Source organism: Rossellomorea pakistanensis, assembly GCF_016908495.1.
Lineage (GTDB): Bacteria > Bacillota > Bacilli > Bacillales > Bacillaceae_B > Rossellomorea > Rossellomorea pakistanensis.
The window spans coordinates 83,996-96,577 of record NZ_JAFBDZ010000003.1 but is presented as its reverse complement, the minus strand read 5'-3'; the positions used below and the strand labels follow the sequence as shown (position 1 = coordinate 96,577).

Here is a 12,582-nt window from a genome sequence, read left to right as displayed (position 1 = left end):
TTTTGTCCGTGAACGATAATAATTTGTCCATCAATGCCGATAATTTGTCCCCCCACCCATTTTATTTGTCCGAAATACAGCATATATTGACCGCTCGACAAATTTATACAAAATCCGTAAATTACCCATTCTAGTCTAAACAAAGGTGACTCCAAATCTAATAGAAAGTTCCCAAACTAAAAAGGCCCTTCTTTAAGAGCCCTTTCGATTCCATCATTTTGTTGAAAAAACTCTAACCTTAATACGTTTATACCATTGAAAGTAAAGGGTTAAGGCGGTAAATATGCATATGCTCGCTACAAGCATAAAAACTACTGTAAAAAGATTCCCGCCAATAGTTGGTGAGGATGCTATTATACTTCCAAGCAGGAATAATAAAGCCCCAATTGAACCTAGAAAAATAGCTAGCTTTTTATGGTAATTTCCAATAATCACATAACCTAATACTATTATCAAATAAAATCCACTAATGAACATCATCAAAGGATATGCAGGTTTAAATTTTGCAGCGTAGATAAAAAAATCTAGTTGTGAGATGTCACTGTGATGCTGGACTTCCCCATGGATCCATTGGGAAAATAATGCAGTGTATTTCCATTCCCATGGATTATCTAATATCGCACTGCCTTCATACCAAGTCGCAGAAGTTGAAAATAATATAAGTAAAATAGCAAACATCAATTGAACTAGATTTTTCAAACTCATTTTCAAACACCTCGAACTCAATATACCATATTTTCTCAAGTGAAAGAAATACAGTAAAATAAAAAAAGATCGAAACCCAAAATCAAAGCGTCAGGAACCACCCCCCATCATATGGCTACATCGCAGTTCCTGAACTTTTTTGGTCAGCCTCAAACACTTTTTAGTCAATCCTTTTTTACTGAATTAAGCTTAAGAATTTTCGAGTTCGATCATTCTGAGGGTTTTCAAAGATGGTCATAGGGTCGCCTCTTTCAACAATATGACCACCATCCATGAAAATGACTTCATCTGCAGCTTCTTTTGCGAAACGCATTTCATGGGTGACTACAACCATTGTCATTCCTTCTTCAGCCAAGTCTTTCATGACTTTAAGAACCTCACCAACAAGCTCTGGATCAAGGGCAGAAGTCGGTTCATCAAATAACATGACCTTTGGTTCAATAGCAAGAGCTCTTGCTATTCCAACCCTCTGCTGCTGACCGCCAGAAAGCTGAAAAGGATAATAATCAATCTTATCTCCTAATCCCACTTTCTCAAGTAAAGCCTTCGCTTTTTCACAAACTTCTGATTTTGACCTTTTTTGAACCGTAATAGGGCCTTCCATTACATTTTCTAAAGCCGTCATATGAGGAAACAAATTATAGCTCTGAAACACCATACCGGTTTGTCTTCTAAGTTTCAGAAGCTTTTGTTTCGGAACCTTTCCATTAAAGTTCGCGCCAATATCTCCTATCGTTATTTCTCCTCCATTTGGTATTTCGAGGGCATTTAAGCAACGTAAAAAGGTCGTTTTTCCAGAACCTGAAGGGCCAATGAGAACAATTACCTGACCTTTTCTCACTTCAATGTCCATTCCTTTTAAAACTTCTAAATCGTCAAATTGCTTTTTTAATCCTTTTATGGAAATCATGATAATACTCCTTTATTTCCTTATTTAGCGATATATCGATCTAATCGGCTTTCGATTCGATCTTGAATGATTGTTAAGATGAAGCACATGATCCAATAGAGAAAAGCTGCTTCAACATATAGTAGTAAGAACTGATAGTTGGTTGCCGCAATTTCCTGTGCTCTTCGGAATAGCTCCGTTACTAAAATTAAGGATGCAAGGGAAGTATCCTTTACAAGGCTGATAAAAGAATTTGATAAAGGTGGAATCGATACTCGAGCCGCTTGGGGTAAAACGATTCGCTTTAACGTTTGTCCATAGGTCATCCCAATGGAATATCCTGCTTCCCATTGCCCTTTAGCAATAGATTGGATTGCCGCTCTTACAATCTCAGATGCATATGCACCGACATTTAAAGAGAAGGCAATGACAGCAGACGGAAATGGGTCGAACTTTAAACCAATGGATGGTAATCCGTAAAAGATTATAAATAATTGAACGAGTAAAGGTGTTCCTCTGATAGCTGAGACGTATACCCTTGCAATCCCTCTTAATATACTAAATCCTGAAAGCCTTGCTAATGCTGTGAGGATGGCCAAGATCATTCCAAGAATAAATGAGATCATTGTCAAGGGAATAGAATAATACAAAGCTCCCTTGACCATTGGAAGAAGGGAGCTTTGTAAAATGTCCATCATACGTTGAGGATCTTGAAGAATGCTATTTAGGAGAAACATCTTCGCCGAACCATTTTTCGGAAATTTCTAAGTATGTGCCATCCTCTTTCATTTCTTTTAACGCCTTATTAACTTCTTCTACTAATTTGTCGTTCCCTTTTCTAAACATTAAGCCACTTTGAGCAGCATCTTCTTCTGTTGCAGCGATTTTAATGTTTGCATTCTTTTTCTTATTTTTGTAATCAAGAATTGAAAGTTTGTCATTCACTGTAACGTCTACACGACCTTGTTCCAGGAGTTGAATGGCTTGGGCTAAACCTTCAACACCTTGAATTTTTGCACCATAGTTTTCTGCGATATTTTTATAATTACTTGTTAAAGATTGTGCTGAAGTGAGCCCTTCAATATCTTCAAATGATTTGACTTTATCGTTATCTTTAGATGTAACCAATACAGCAGAAGATTCAATGTATGGGTTTGAGAAATCATATTCTTTTTGACGATCTTCTCTAATACCTACTTGATTTGCAATCATATCAAAACGTTTGGAGTTCAATCCTTCAAACATTGCATCCCACTGAGTTTCTTTAAACTCTGCTTCAACACCTAGTCGTTTCGCCACTTCTCTTGCAATTTCAACATCAAAACCTGTTAGTTTTCCAGAATCATCATGGAATGTGAATGGAGGATATGTCCCTTCAGTACCAACGATTAGTTTCCCTTCATCGATTACTTTGTCATAAAGTGATTGTTCTTTATCCTCAGATGCATTTTCCTTATCTTCTGATGTTCCACATGCGGCTAGTAACATTGAAACGGATAGAATGAGTATTAATGATAATTTCCACTTTTTCATCTTTAAACCACCTAATCTTATCGGAATTATTTGTTAGAATGTCATCATAAAACGGATAGGACTTAAAGTCAATAAAAATGTTTCATTTTCGAGATATTTCCCATTTATTTTTAGATTGTCCTCCCTTTTATCATGCACTATTAATGAGAAAATCATGAAAATGAACTACAATTTAATTTAGAAGATAAAGGAGGATTCATTCATGAAAATAGCATTATTAGGGGCTACTGGGCGTGTTGGAAGCGTTGTTCTTGAAAATGCATTACAAAATAACCATTTAATATATGCTTTAACAAGGCATCCTGAAAAGCTAGACCAATCATCGAATTTGGTAAAAGTTAAAGGGACAGTTCTAGATCAAGACCTTCTTATAAAAACAATAAGGAATTGTGATGCCGTGATTAGTTGTTTAGGGACTGATCAGAATAATGTTTTATCCAGGAGCACGCCATACATTCTAAATTCAATGAGATTTTCTGGTGTAAGACGAATTATCACAATTGGTACAGCTGGAATTCTTCAATCAAGACAAGAACCCTCTCTCTACCGTTTTCAATCAAGTGAATCAAAAAGGAGAATGACCCGTGCCGCTGAAGATCATTTAAAAGCCTACATAATGATTAGAGAATCGGAAATGGAATACACAGTGGTTTGTCCTACTTATTTACCCGAGGGTGAACGTGTCGGAAAATACCGTACCGAGGAAAATATGCTGCCAGAAGGTGGCCAGAGTATTTCTGTATTTGATACAGGGGATTTTGCCTACAAACAGCTTTTTAGTGATCGATTTATTAGAACACGTGTAGGGATTTGTTATTAAGAAGGTGAGGGGGCAGAACCCCCTCACCGATTTACACTTGAAGACTCAGCTACTTTTTTAAGATAATACGCTTCTTCTCGATACATATGATCCGCCATCAATGGTGAGAATGCACTTAAATTTTTATGATTTAATTCCAATTCTTCTAGTTCATTCAAAAACACCTGGAAGAGCCGAATTTCGATTTCTACATCATCATTGAATTTTTTTAATGCAGGGAAGGACTTTACATTTGATCTTAGATATCCTGCCATCTCGACTGCTTTTAAATAAAAATCATTAAACTCCCCTTCAAATAGCTTACTTTTTTTCCTTAAATCCCGCTCCGTCAAATCCATCGTACTTCCGATGGATCCAGCATGCCCTGATGCATCGAGAAGCCAAAGTAAATGGTGGTGTAATTCATGAAATATCGGTGGAAGTTTGCCACCTGTTAAGTACTTTAGGACCTTTTGATATTCTTCTAATTCATTGACCATATGATTTAAAAAGGTTGGAACAAGATGAATCACAATATCTGTTGTTAATTGCCTCTTTAAAAGGGATAATTTAAACTTTTTTAAAGCATCAACATGTTCTACTATGTCGTTACTAAATTGAACCCATTGTTCTTTTGAAGATAATCCCTTTAACTCCTTTAATTTGGTTGTAAACGTCTGTTTCAATTCAATTGCCTTTTGGATATCCTTTTTTTCCTTATGTCCTAATGATCTTTCATAAATACAGTATGATCCTTTAGAACGTTCAGCCAAAATTCATGTTCAAATTGAGCTTCGTCTACATATTTTTTTGCCATTCTCTCTACCCCTTTCTTCTCTTAATATTCATATTCTTCAATAAGTCTTGCTTATGTCATCGGGTTGCTTTTTTTCCTGTTAGTCAAAACTATAGGTTGTTTTCTTAAACATTATTATTACTTTTTAAAAAGTTAGTTGGTTGCAGCGAAAGGATGCTCGCTTTCCGCGGTGCGGGCGGTGATCACCTTTCTCCTGCTTAGGTCTCACCTGTCCCTCAGGAGTCTCGCACCTGCAGAGAAGATCGACTTTTCACAAAAATAAATGCTCTTTAAAAACAACAACTATTTAGAAAACAGAACAAACAATAAAAGGTGACTTAATCATAGCAATAAGCAATGTTTAAGCCACCTTTGTATTTAGACCATTTCGAAAGCGTTGTTGTCTTTTAGAATAAACGTATGTTCCAGTAATACTCTGTATGCTTGATGTCAGAAGTGAGAGGGGGGACTAAGAACCATTGGCGATTTGCCAATGGCTTCATTTATAAAACCTTCAACTTATAAAACTCAACAATCTTCTCGAATAGAACCACAATTTAATGATTAGCCGGCTTTTTCAGCATTGTTGCCTTGCTGAATTTGATACATTTGATAATATCGTCCTTGTTTTTTCATAAGTTCCTCATGGTCTCCTTTTTCCATGATTTCTCCTTTTTCTAATACAAGGATTTGGTCTGCATTTTTAATAGTAGACAGCCTGTGAGCAATAATAAAGGTTGTTCGCCCTTTCTTTAATACTTCCATTGCCTCTTGTATAATGGCTTCTGTTTCGGTATCAATACTTGAAGTTGCTTCATCAAGAATTAATATGGCTGGATCATAGGCTAATGCCCGAGCAAAGGAGATAAGCTGCCTTTGCCCAGAAGAAAGCGTACTCCCTTTCTCAATAACTGGTTCTTCATATCCGTTTTCAAGATTTTGAAGTACTTTGTCTGCTCCAACGGCCTTAAGAGACTCTTCCATTTTTTCTTTAGTGATCTTATTATTTTCTAAGGTTACATTCGTTGCAATCGTCCCTGTAAACAAATATGGATCTTGTAGGACGATTCCCATATGTTCCCGAACTGCTTGATATGGAATGTTTTTAATATCCTGACCATCGATAAGGATTTTCCCTTCATTACAATCATAGAAACGGAACAATAGATTCATAATGGAACTTTTCCCTGATCCTGTATGACCCACTAATGCTACTGTCTCTCCTTGTTTAGCCGAAAAAGAAATATCCTTTAACACATACTCCTCTTCTTTGTAACCAAAGAATACAGAATCGAAGATTACATCACCTTTGTATCTATGGATTCTTTGATCCTCAACAGGTATTCCTTCTTCATCCAGTAATCGGAACACACGTTCCCCTGCTACTAAAGCTTGCTCTAAGTTTGCTAATTGATTCACTATACCTGTTACTGGCTGAAATAATCGATTGATATAATCTACAAAGGCATATAAAACACCTAAAGTTACAAAGGTCCCTACTCCGATTGATCCTCCGCCAAAATACCAAATAAAAGCGACAAACGTGATATTTCTTAACACATTCACCAGATTATGAGAGGTAAATGAATTTAAACTTAAAAGCTTATTTTGATAATGAAAATGAGTGTTGTTTAATTCTTCAAACTCTTTCTCTGTTAATTTCTCTCTTCGAAAAGCTTGAATGATATTCATCCCTTGTATGGATTCATTGATAGTTGCATTAATATCACTTACTTTTGAACGGATTACGTGATTGTATTTTGATGCATATTTACGATAAACAATCATCCATACATACAAAATCGGTAAAAGAATCAGACAGATCAATGCTAACCTAACATCTAAGATAAATAAGGCGATGTAAATTCCCGTGATGTAAATTGTACTAGTGAAGAAAGTTGATAGTACGGTGACATATAGTTCTCTGATCGCCTCTGTGTCATTTGTAATCCTAGCCACTACTTTCCCAGCAGGGAGATTGTCGAAATAGCGGATCGGTAGACGTCCAATATGTTCAAAGATATCCGTTCTCATTTTTTGAATGACTCGATTTGCCGCTTTCTGAAGATAGAAGCCCTGACCATACTGGAAAAACGTTGCGAGTACAAGTAATCCAAAATAGAAACCAAGCAGCTTGATAATTCTAAGAATTTCTGGTTGATAAAAACTTACTACCTGTTTTGCTGATATCTTTTCAACAGGGACTGAAAAGATTTCTTCACCCTTAGTAACCGTTAATGAATTGTTTTTCACACTTCTCTCACCATCAAAGGGAAGGGAAGCATTTGTAAAATAAAAATGACGATTTACTTGAAGAACTCTTACCTCTTCTCCTCTGTTTTCACCCTCAGCGAAATAACTTCCTCTTTTATACCACTTACCTTCATATTGAACCGCATCTTCACCCTTTGTCGTTTCATACCAGGATGTTTCAATCCCGAGGATGTGGTCGTCAATCATTTTTTTTGCGATAAATGGTCCTGCTAGTTCAGCAGCAACAGATACGGTTAACATCAGCAGTGCTGCGATGATCATTTTTTTATAAAGCAGTGCGTATCTTACTAATCTTTTTCCCACGTTCATACTTCCACCCCCTTAAGCGATGATTCCTCAATTTGTTGGCGATCATATTGTTCTTTATACCAGCCATTATTCTGTAAGAGTTCTTCATGCCGGCCTTCCTCAACGACTTCACCATTATCAAAAACAATAATCCAATCGGCGTGCTCAACAGCTGAAAGTCTGTGGGTTGTAATGATCGTCGTTTTCCCACCACGTTCCTTTCGAATGTTTTCGATGATTTTCGATTCTGTTTTAGCATCAACGGCTGAAAGAGAATCATCTAGAATTAAGATTTCGGGATCTTTAATCAACGCCCTAGCAATCGAGATTCTTTGCTTCTGCCCACCTGATAGTGCAACACCCTTCTCACCAACAAGTGTCGCTAATCCATCCGGAAGCATTTGTAGGTCTTTCTTGAAATCTGCTAAATCAATGGCTTTATTTAACTCTTCCTCTGTTGCTGCTTCCCGGCCAAACAGAATATTTTCTTTTACTGACCGTGAAAACAACACATGATCCTGTGGAACATAACCAATCCAGTCTCTCACCGTTCCAAGTGGTAGGTCGTTAATTAATGTCCCATTTATTGTGAGCTTTCCGTCTCCAATTGGGTATTCACGTAACAGCTGTTTAACAAAGGTTGTTTTTCCACTACCCGTTTTCCCTACAATTCCAAGGGTCTCTCCTTTACTTAAAGCGGTATTTACTTGAGACAGGTTTACCACTTTAGAAGTAGGGTATTGAAAAGATACCTCTTCAAATCCGAGCATCTCAGGATTCTGAATCATTTGTGGATGTATGGGATCTTTTACATCCTCTTCATATCTCAATGTCTCCTGTACTCTGTCAAGTGATGCGTTCCCGCGCTGCATCACATTGATCAATTCCCCAATCGCAAACATCGGCCATATCAACATGCCTAAATAAACATTAAAGGATACAAGATCGCCTATTGAAATCGCTTGATGAAAAACCAGATAAGAACCATAGCCAAGACCAATTAAATAACTAAGCCCTACAAGAACTTTAATCGTCGGATCAAATAATGAATCAATACGTGCAACTTTTATATTTTTGTTGTACACATCCTCTGTCATTTTTGCAAAACGCTTTTCATCTGCCCTTTCCTGAACATAGGCACGAATCACACGTACACCTGCAATCGATTCGAGCACCCGATCATTCATTTCACCAAAGGCATCCTGTGCTTCCGTAAATCGTTTATGGATTCTCGCTCCATACACCTTCATTAATAGTGCCATGATCGGCAAGGGAATAATGGCGGCTAGAGTCAGCTTCCAGCTAACTAGAAATCCCATAGTAAAAAGAATCGTTAACATAAACACACTTGAATCAACAAGCGTTAAAATTCCGAATCCGGCTGTTACTGAAATCGCCTTTAAATCATTTGTGGCTCTTGCCATCAAATCCCCTGTTCGATTTTTCTCAAAAAAGGTAGGGGTCATTTTAAGGAGATGCTGCATAAATCTTGAACGCAGCTTTCTTTCGATGAGAAATGCCCCACCGAATAACTGATACATCCAGAAATAAGTCATTCCATAGGAAACAACCGTAATGATGATAAGAAATAATAAATAATTCACTAGAACATTCCAAGTTAAATCCCCTACATATATAGCGTCAATTGCCATCCCCACTAATTTTGGGGGAATCACGTCTAAAACGCCAACAATCGTAAGTAATACAATCGCTACCGTATATCTCTTCCAATTTTCTTTAAAAAACCAAGCTAACTTTTTAAAAATGCTGAACATTTTCTCTTCCTCCCGTCACTCACCTTGATGACCTGTTGCTATCCACCTTCTGTCTCAGCTGGCGTCATTAGTTGTTTTGTTTGAATCACAATCATTTTGTATCCTCCTTTTTATTGTTAAATATAAAAAGGCTGCCCAAAAGAGCTGAACAAATGAAGAGAATGGTCCCTTCAAATGAATGCGCCCTTTAAGACAACCGTTTTAAAGACATAAAAAAGGCACAGGTATACATACGTAACCTGTGCCTTAATAATTTATAATATTAAGACTGATTTAGCAGGTAGGTTACGTGGTATTCATGAAATTTCACTTTAATGAACTCTGGTGTTTGAATGTTTACTTTTTCCATGATCACGTACCTCCATTTCATAATTTTTCTAATTCCTTACTTACTTTACCATGCCAGGAATAATTGTGTCAATTTTATTTTAATTATTTATTTTCTAAATTTAGGGTCGTGCGAAGCAACCTGAATTTGTCGCTGGTTGTAATTATTTTAAAAGGGGTTATAGAATCAATGTTAGATAGATTTAAACATGCATTGTACTAAAGAACAATACAGCTACCCCTGGAAGAACTTATTGTTATATATTCTGAGTAACGGTTCCCCCTTTAATTTGTTGATTACCCTTTATGTATTTTGGAAGAATTACAGAATAGAATATTCCTACTATTATTAAGCACCCTCCCACAATCCAATAAAGCATCTCAATACTTAAGATGGATGGGAAACTCCATGCAAGGAAACCTAACGTAATGGATTGAGAAACCATCATGAGCGGACTAATCCATCCCTGAACTCTTCCCATCATTTTGGGTTCAACAATGCTTGGCATCCAACCTCCTATAGCAATATTCACAAAAGGTAGTCCTAGTGCTGAGATAAATATGACTCCTAGGAATATCCATGTTTGTGAAGCAAAGGATGACAATATAATTAAACTTCCCGAAAATAAGAGACCGATAATGATCATTTGATGAAATTTAAACTTCTGGAGAAGAGTTGTAGCAATAAAGCTTCCAATTAAAACACCTGCACCGAAAGCCACTCCTAGCAATATAGAATATTCTTCGTAGCTTTCTGGAGCTAATTTATATTTTAATATAAAGATTGGCATCACAGTGAATCCACCATTTACAATTCCAAAGACGAGGAAACCGCTTATAAGGGCCATCAAAAGCTTGGAGTTAATAATATATTGGATGCCGACGATAAAGTCTTTCATAACAAATTTTATATTTAAATCCTTCAATGAATGATATCCATTCGGTAGACGAACCTCCTCTGGAACAGAACATTTTCTAATAAATATGGCACTAATGATAAATGTTAAGGCATCAAAAATGATGGCTCCATAAATTCCTGAGAGCCAATAGATTAGTATTGCGATTCCATTTCCAAATAACATGAATAGACTCATGACCATTTGATTTAAACCAGCTGCTGTTGAATAATCATCTTTTGAAAGAATTCCCTGTAAAATCCCTTGCTCAGCAGGAAAGAAAAATTTTTGAATGGCACTTTGTAAAAACAGCACAGCCATAATTAATGGCATCCATCCGATATAGAGCACCCCTAAAAGGACAATCGACAAGAATGCACAGATTGTATCACAGTGATAGGCAATTTTTTGTCTGTCAAGGCGGTCGGCAAACACGCCAACCAGAAAAAAGACAAATAATGTTGGGAGGGAGTGCATCAATTCTGTTAATGTCGCATACATTGGCTGATTTGAAAACCGGTCCAATAAATAAAACATAAAGGCTGTAACTCCAATAACACTTCCTAAATGAGAAGTGATATTTGCAATGAATAATTTCACAAAGATTGGTTTACTGAAAATTCCCTTGATTTTTTTCATTCTCTTCCCCATCCTTATCATCTGAGTTCTGTTTATTAGTCTAGACTTATTAAAGATGATATTTGAGCGTCTAATGATGGTTTTTGGTTCCGCCTTAAGTCTGAGGAAGAATCATCCAATATAAAGAGTGACTTAAGGTTTGTGCAAAACATTCTTCTTTAAACAGCACCAAGTCACTAAGACCTCATTGAATTTCTAAAAAGGTTTAACTTTCTTTTCAAGGGGTACATCATTATTAACAAATAAAAAGAATTCTCGTACATGAGGTGATAAATATGTTACGTACGATCTTAATGATTATTGGAGCAATTGTTGTCATTGGTTGGATAATTAGTCTTCTATAATAAGTATTTATATAAAATGCAAAAACATTAACAGGTGAAAATCATACTAGAAGAGAATTCTAATGCACAAATTCATTGGATAATAACCCCTGCTAATTATCTTTTTTGGAATACTTGGGCTTAAGTTTCCCAATCTTTCTAAAATCCTTAAATATTATTTTTCGAAATTTCAAAAAATATGATTGATGAGTATTATTTCGGTTATACATTAAGAAGAATCAAAAATTCGATAATCATTCGAGGTGAAGGTGAATGTATAAAAATATTTTATTAGCTTATGATCAAACTGAACCAAGTAAAAAAGCGTTAAATAAAGCCGAGGAGCTATTAAAAGCTATTCCTGGGGCAAAATTAACGATAGTTCATGTAGCTAGTGATCAAAATGTTCATAAGAATACTTCACGTTTTGAAAGATTTGCTGATCATACCGCGGTATCTAGTCCAGGTCTGGATAGCACATACGTTGCTAATCTCCCTCCTAACTATGATAATTATAAAGAAACCAATGAACATCTCGTAATTAGTAATAAAGAACATGAAGTTTTAAAAGGAGTAAGAGAAGATTTCGAAGCCCGCGGTCTGCAAGCTCAATTTGAAATATTAAGTGGATCTGAGTCTGATAGCATTATTCATTATGCAGAAGAACATAATGTTGACCTTATTCTATTAGGGAATAGTGGAAAAAGTGGAATTAAGAAATGGTTCCTCGGGAGTGTAAGCGAAAAAATAACACATGAGTGTCCATGCAGTGTGCTCATCGTTAAGTAGAAATAGAGGGTGATCCCTTAGGTCACCCTCTTATATTATGTATACTCATAGTTGATTGGCAAAGTCATTCATGTTCTGAATATAATTCCTGGAATCTTGATAATGCTTCAGTTTCGTCAAACGTACTATAAATACGATAATAATCTTCATCTAATATGCGCAAATGTTGACTGATTAAATTTTTCTGGATGATGTACCCCCTTTTTCGATCGAGTTCACGCCACCATACTTTTCCACCAAGGGTTTTTTCTTTGCGAAAATCGATCCCATCACGAGCTATCGTTTCAATTACTTCAAGAGGATCTCCCCCTAATGCGTTAGAGACTGTGTCACTTTCTCGAAATAATGCGCAAATAGCAATCACCGTTGTCCAATTGGCTAAAGCTCTGCCTTTTTCAATTTGCACCAAAGTCTTTTTGGACACTCCAATGACAGTCGCCATCCTATCCTGTGTGTAATTTGCTTCTGTACGGATTAATCTTAGTTTATCTGATATCAATAAAATAATTTCCTCTTTCGTCATTCCATCACCTTTTTCATCATCATAGT

Annotated in this window: 10 protein-coding genes and 1 pseudogene; 2 read left to right on the top strand and 9 right to left on the bottom strand. The window is 36.3% G+C overall.

The features are described from left to right. Positions 1-213: 213 nt before the first annotated feature. From JOC86_RS14365 to JOC86_RS14350, 4 genes are all read right to left on the bottom strand, one after another. Positions 214-705: a YjdJ family protein gene (locus tag JOC86_RS14365; protein ID WP_239587620.1), complete on the bottom strand. Its 492-nt coding sequence runs from the start codon at positions 703-705 to the stop codon at positions 214-216. 175 nt (positions 706-880) lie between these two features. After that, positions 881-1,615 (bottom strand): amino acid ABC transporter ATP-binding protein, encoded by a 735-nt coding sequence (locus JOC86_RS14360; protein WP_205173617.1) that lies wholly within the window; start codon positions 1,613-1,615, stop codon positions 881-883. 20 nt (positions 1,616-1,635) lie between these two features. Beyond that, the gene (locus JOC86_RS14355; protein WP_205173616.1) at positions 1,636-2,331 is read right to left on the bottom strand and encodes an amino acid ABC transporter permease; all 696 of its coding nucleotides are present in this window, start codon (positions 2,329-2,331) and stop codon (positions 1,636-1,638) included. Continuing rightward, positions 2,315-3,127 carry an amino acid ABC transporter substrate-binding protein gene (locus tag JOC86_RS14350; RefSeq protein WP_205173615.1) on the bottom strand — a complete coding sequence of 271 codons (813 nt, stop codon included), beginning with the start codon at positions 3,125-3,127 and terminating at the stop codon, positions 2,315-2,317. Before JOC86_RS14350 ends, JOC86_RS14355 begins: the two co-directional genes overlap by 17 nt. Positions 3,128-3,329: 202 nt before the next feature. On the opposite strand from JOC86_RS14350, the gene JOC86_RS14345 reads away from it, so the two are divergent. Beyond that, positions 3,330-3,947, top strand: a complete 618-nt coding sequence (locus JOC86_RS14345; RefSeq protein WP_205173614.1) for an NAD(P)-dependent oxidoreductase — start codon at positions 3,330-3,332, stop codon at positions 3,945-3,947. A gap of 23 nt (positions 3,948-3,970) precedes the next feature. Here the strand turns inward: JOC86_RS14345 and JOC86_RS14340 are convergent. The 4 genes and pseudogenes from JOC86_RS14340 to JOC86_RS14325 all read right to left on the bottom strand — a co-directional run bounded on the left by JOC86_RS14340 (position 3,971) and on the right by JOC86_RS14325 (position 10,921). Beyond that, positions 3,971-4,743: pseudogene (locus JOC86_RS14340) on the bottom strand (DUF2935 domain-containing protein). 543 nt (positions 4,744-5,286) lie between these two features. Beyond that, positions 5,287-7,305: an ABC transporter ATP-binding protein gene (locus JOC86_RS14335; protein ID WP_205173613.1), complete on the bottom strand. Its 2,019-nt coding sequence runs from the start codon at positions 7,303-7,305 to the stop codon at positions 5,287-5,289. Continuing rightward, positions 7,302-9,059: an ABC transporter ATP-binding protein gene (locus JOC86_RS14330; protein ID WP_205173612.1), complete on the bottom strand. Its 1,758-nt coding sequence runs from the start codon at positions 9,057-9,059 to the stop codon at positions 7,302-7,304. The genes JOC86_RS14335 and JOC86_RS14330 overlap by 4 nt, the downstream gene beginning before the upstream one ends. Positions 9,060-9,643: 584 nt before the next feature. After that, entirely contained in the window at positions 9,644-10,921 is a 1,278-nt protein-coding gene (locus tag JOC86_RS14325; RefSeq protein ID WP_205173611.1) for an MFS transporter, read from the bottom strand. 596 nt (positions 10,922-11,517) lie between these two features. On the opposite strand from JOC86_RS14325, the gene JOC86_RS14320 reads away from it, so the two are divergent. Continuing rightward, positions 11,518-12,033, top strand: coding sequence for a universal stress protein (locus JOC86_RS14320; protein ID WP_205173610.1), 516 nt, complete (start codon positions 11,518-11,520; stop codon positions 12,031-12,033). Between the two features lie 64 nt (positions 12,034-12,097). Here the strand turns inward: JOC86_RS14320 and JOC86_RS14315 are convergent, their stop codons facing one another. Continuing rightward, a complete protein-coding gene (locus JOC86_RS14315; protein WP_205174225.1) occupies positions 12,098-12,556 on the bottom strand; it encodes a helix-turn-helix transcriptional regulator in 459 nt (152 codons plus the stop codon). Positions 12,557-12,582 lie beyond the last annotated feature (26 nt).

Excerpts from the sequence above, each read along its gene's own strand:
- JOC86_RS14325 (WP_205173611.1), bottom strand. The coding sequence starts at position 10,921 with ATGAAAAAAATCAAGGGAATTTTCAGTAAACCAATCTTTGTGAAATTA.
- JOC86_RS14320 (WP_205173610.1), top strand. The coding sequence starts at position 11,518 with ATGTATAAAAATATTTTATTAGCTTATGATCAAACTGAACCAAGTAAA.
- JOC86_RS14360 (WP_205173617.1), bottom strand. The coding sequence starts at position 1,615 with ATGATTTCCATAAAAGGATTAAAAAAGCAATTTGACGATTTAGAAGTT.
- JOC86_RS14355 (WP_205173616.1), bottom strand. The coding sequence starts at position 2,331 with ATGTTTCTCCTAAATAGCATTCTTCAAGATCCTCAACGTATGATGGAC.
- JOC86_RS14350 (WP_205173615.1), bottom strand. The coding sequence starts at position 3,127 with ATGAAAAAGTGGAAATTATCATTAATACTCATTCTATCCGTTTCAATG.
- JOC86_RS14315 (WP_205174225.1), bottom strand. The coding sequence starts at position 12,556 with ATGACGAAAGAGGAAATTATTTTATTGATATCAGATAAACTAAGATTA.
- JOC86_RS14335 (WP_205173613.1), bottom strand. The coding sequence starts at position 7,305 with ATGAACGTGGGAAAAAGATTAGTAAGATACGCACTGCTTTATAAAAAA.
- JOC86_RS14330 (WP_205173612.1), bottom strand. The coding sequence starts at position 9,059 with ATGTTCAGCATTTTTAAAAAGTTAGCTTGGTTTTTTAAAGAAAATTGG.
- JOC86_RS14365 (WP_239587620.1), bottom strand. The coding sequence starts at position 705 with ATGAGTTTGAAAAATCTAGTTCAATTGATGTTTGCTATTTTACTTATA.
- JOC86_RS14345 (WP_205173614.1), top strand. The coding sequence starts at position 3,330 with ATGAAAATAGCATTATTAGGGGCTACTGGGCGTGTTGGAAGCGTTGTT.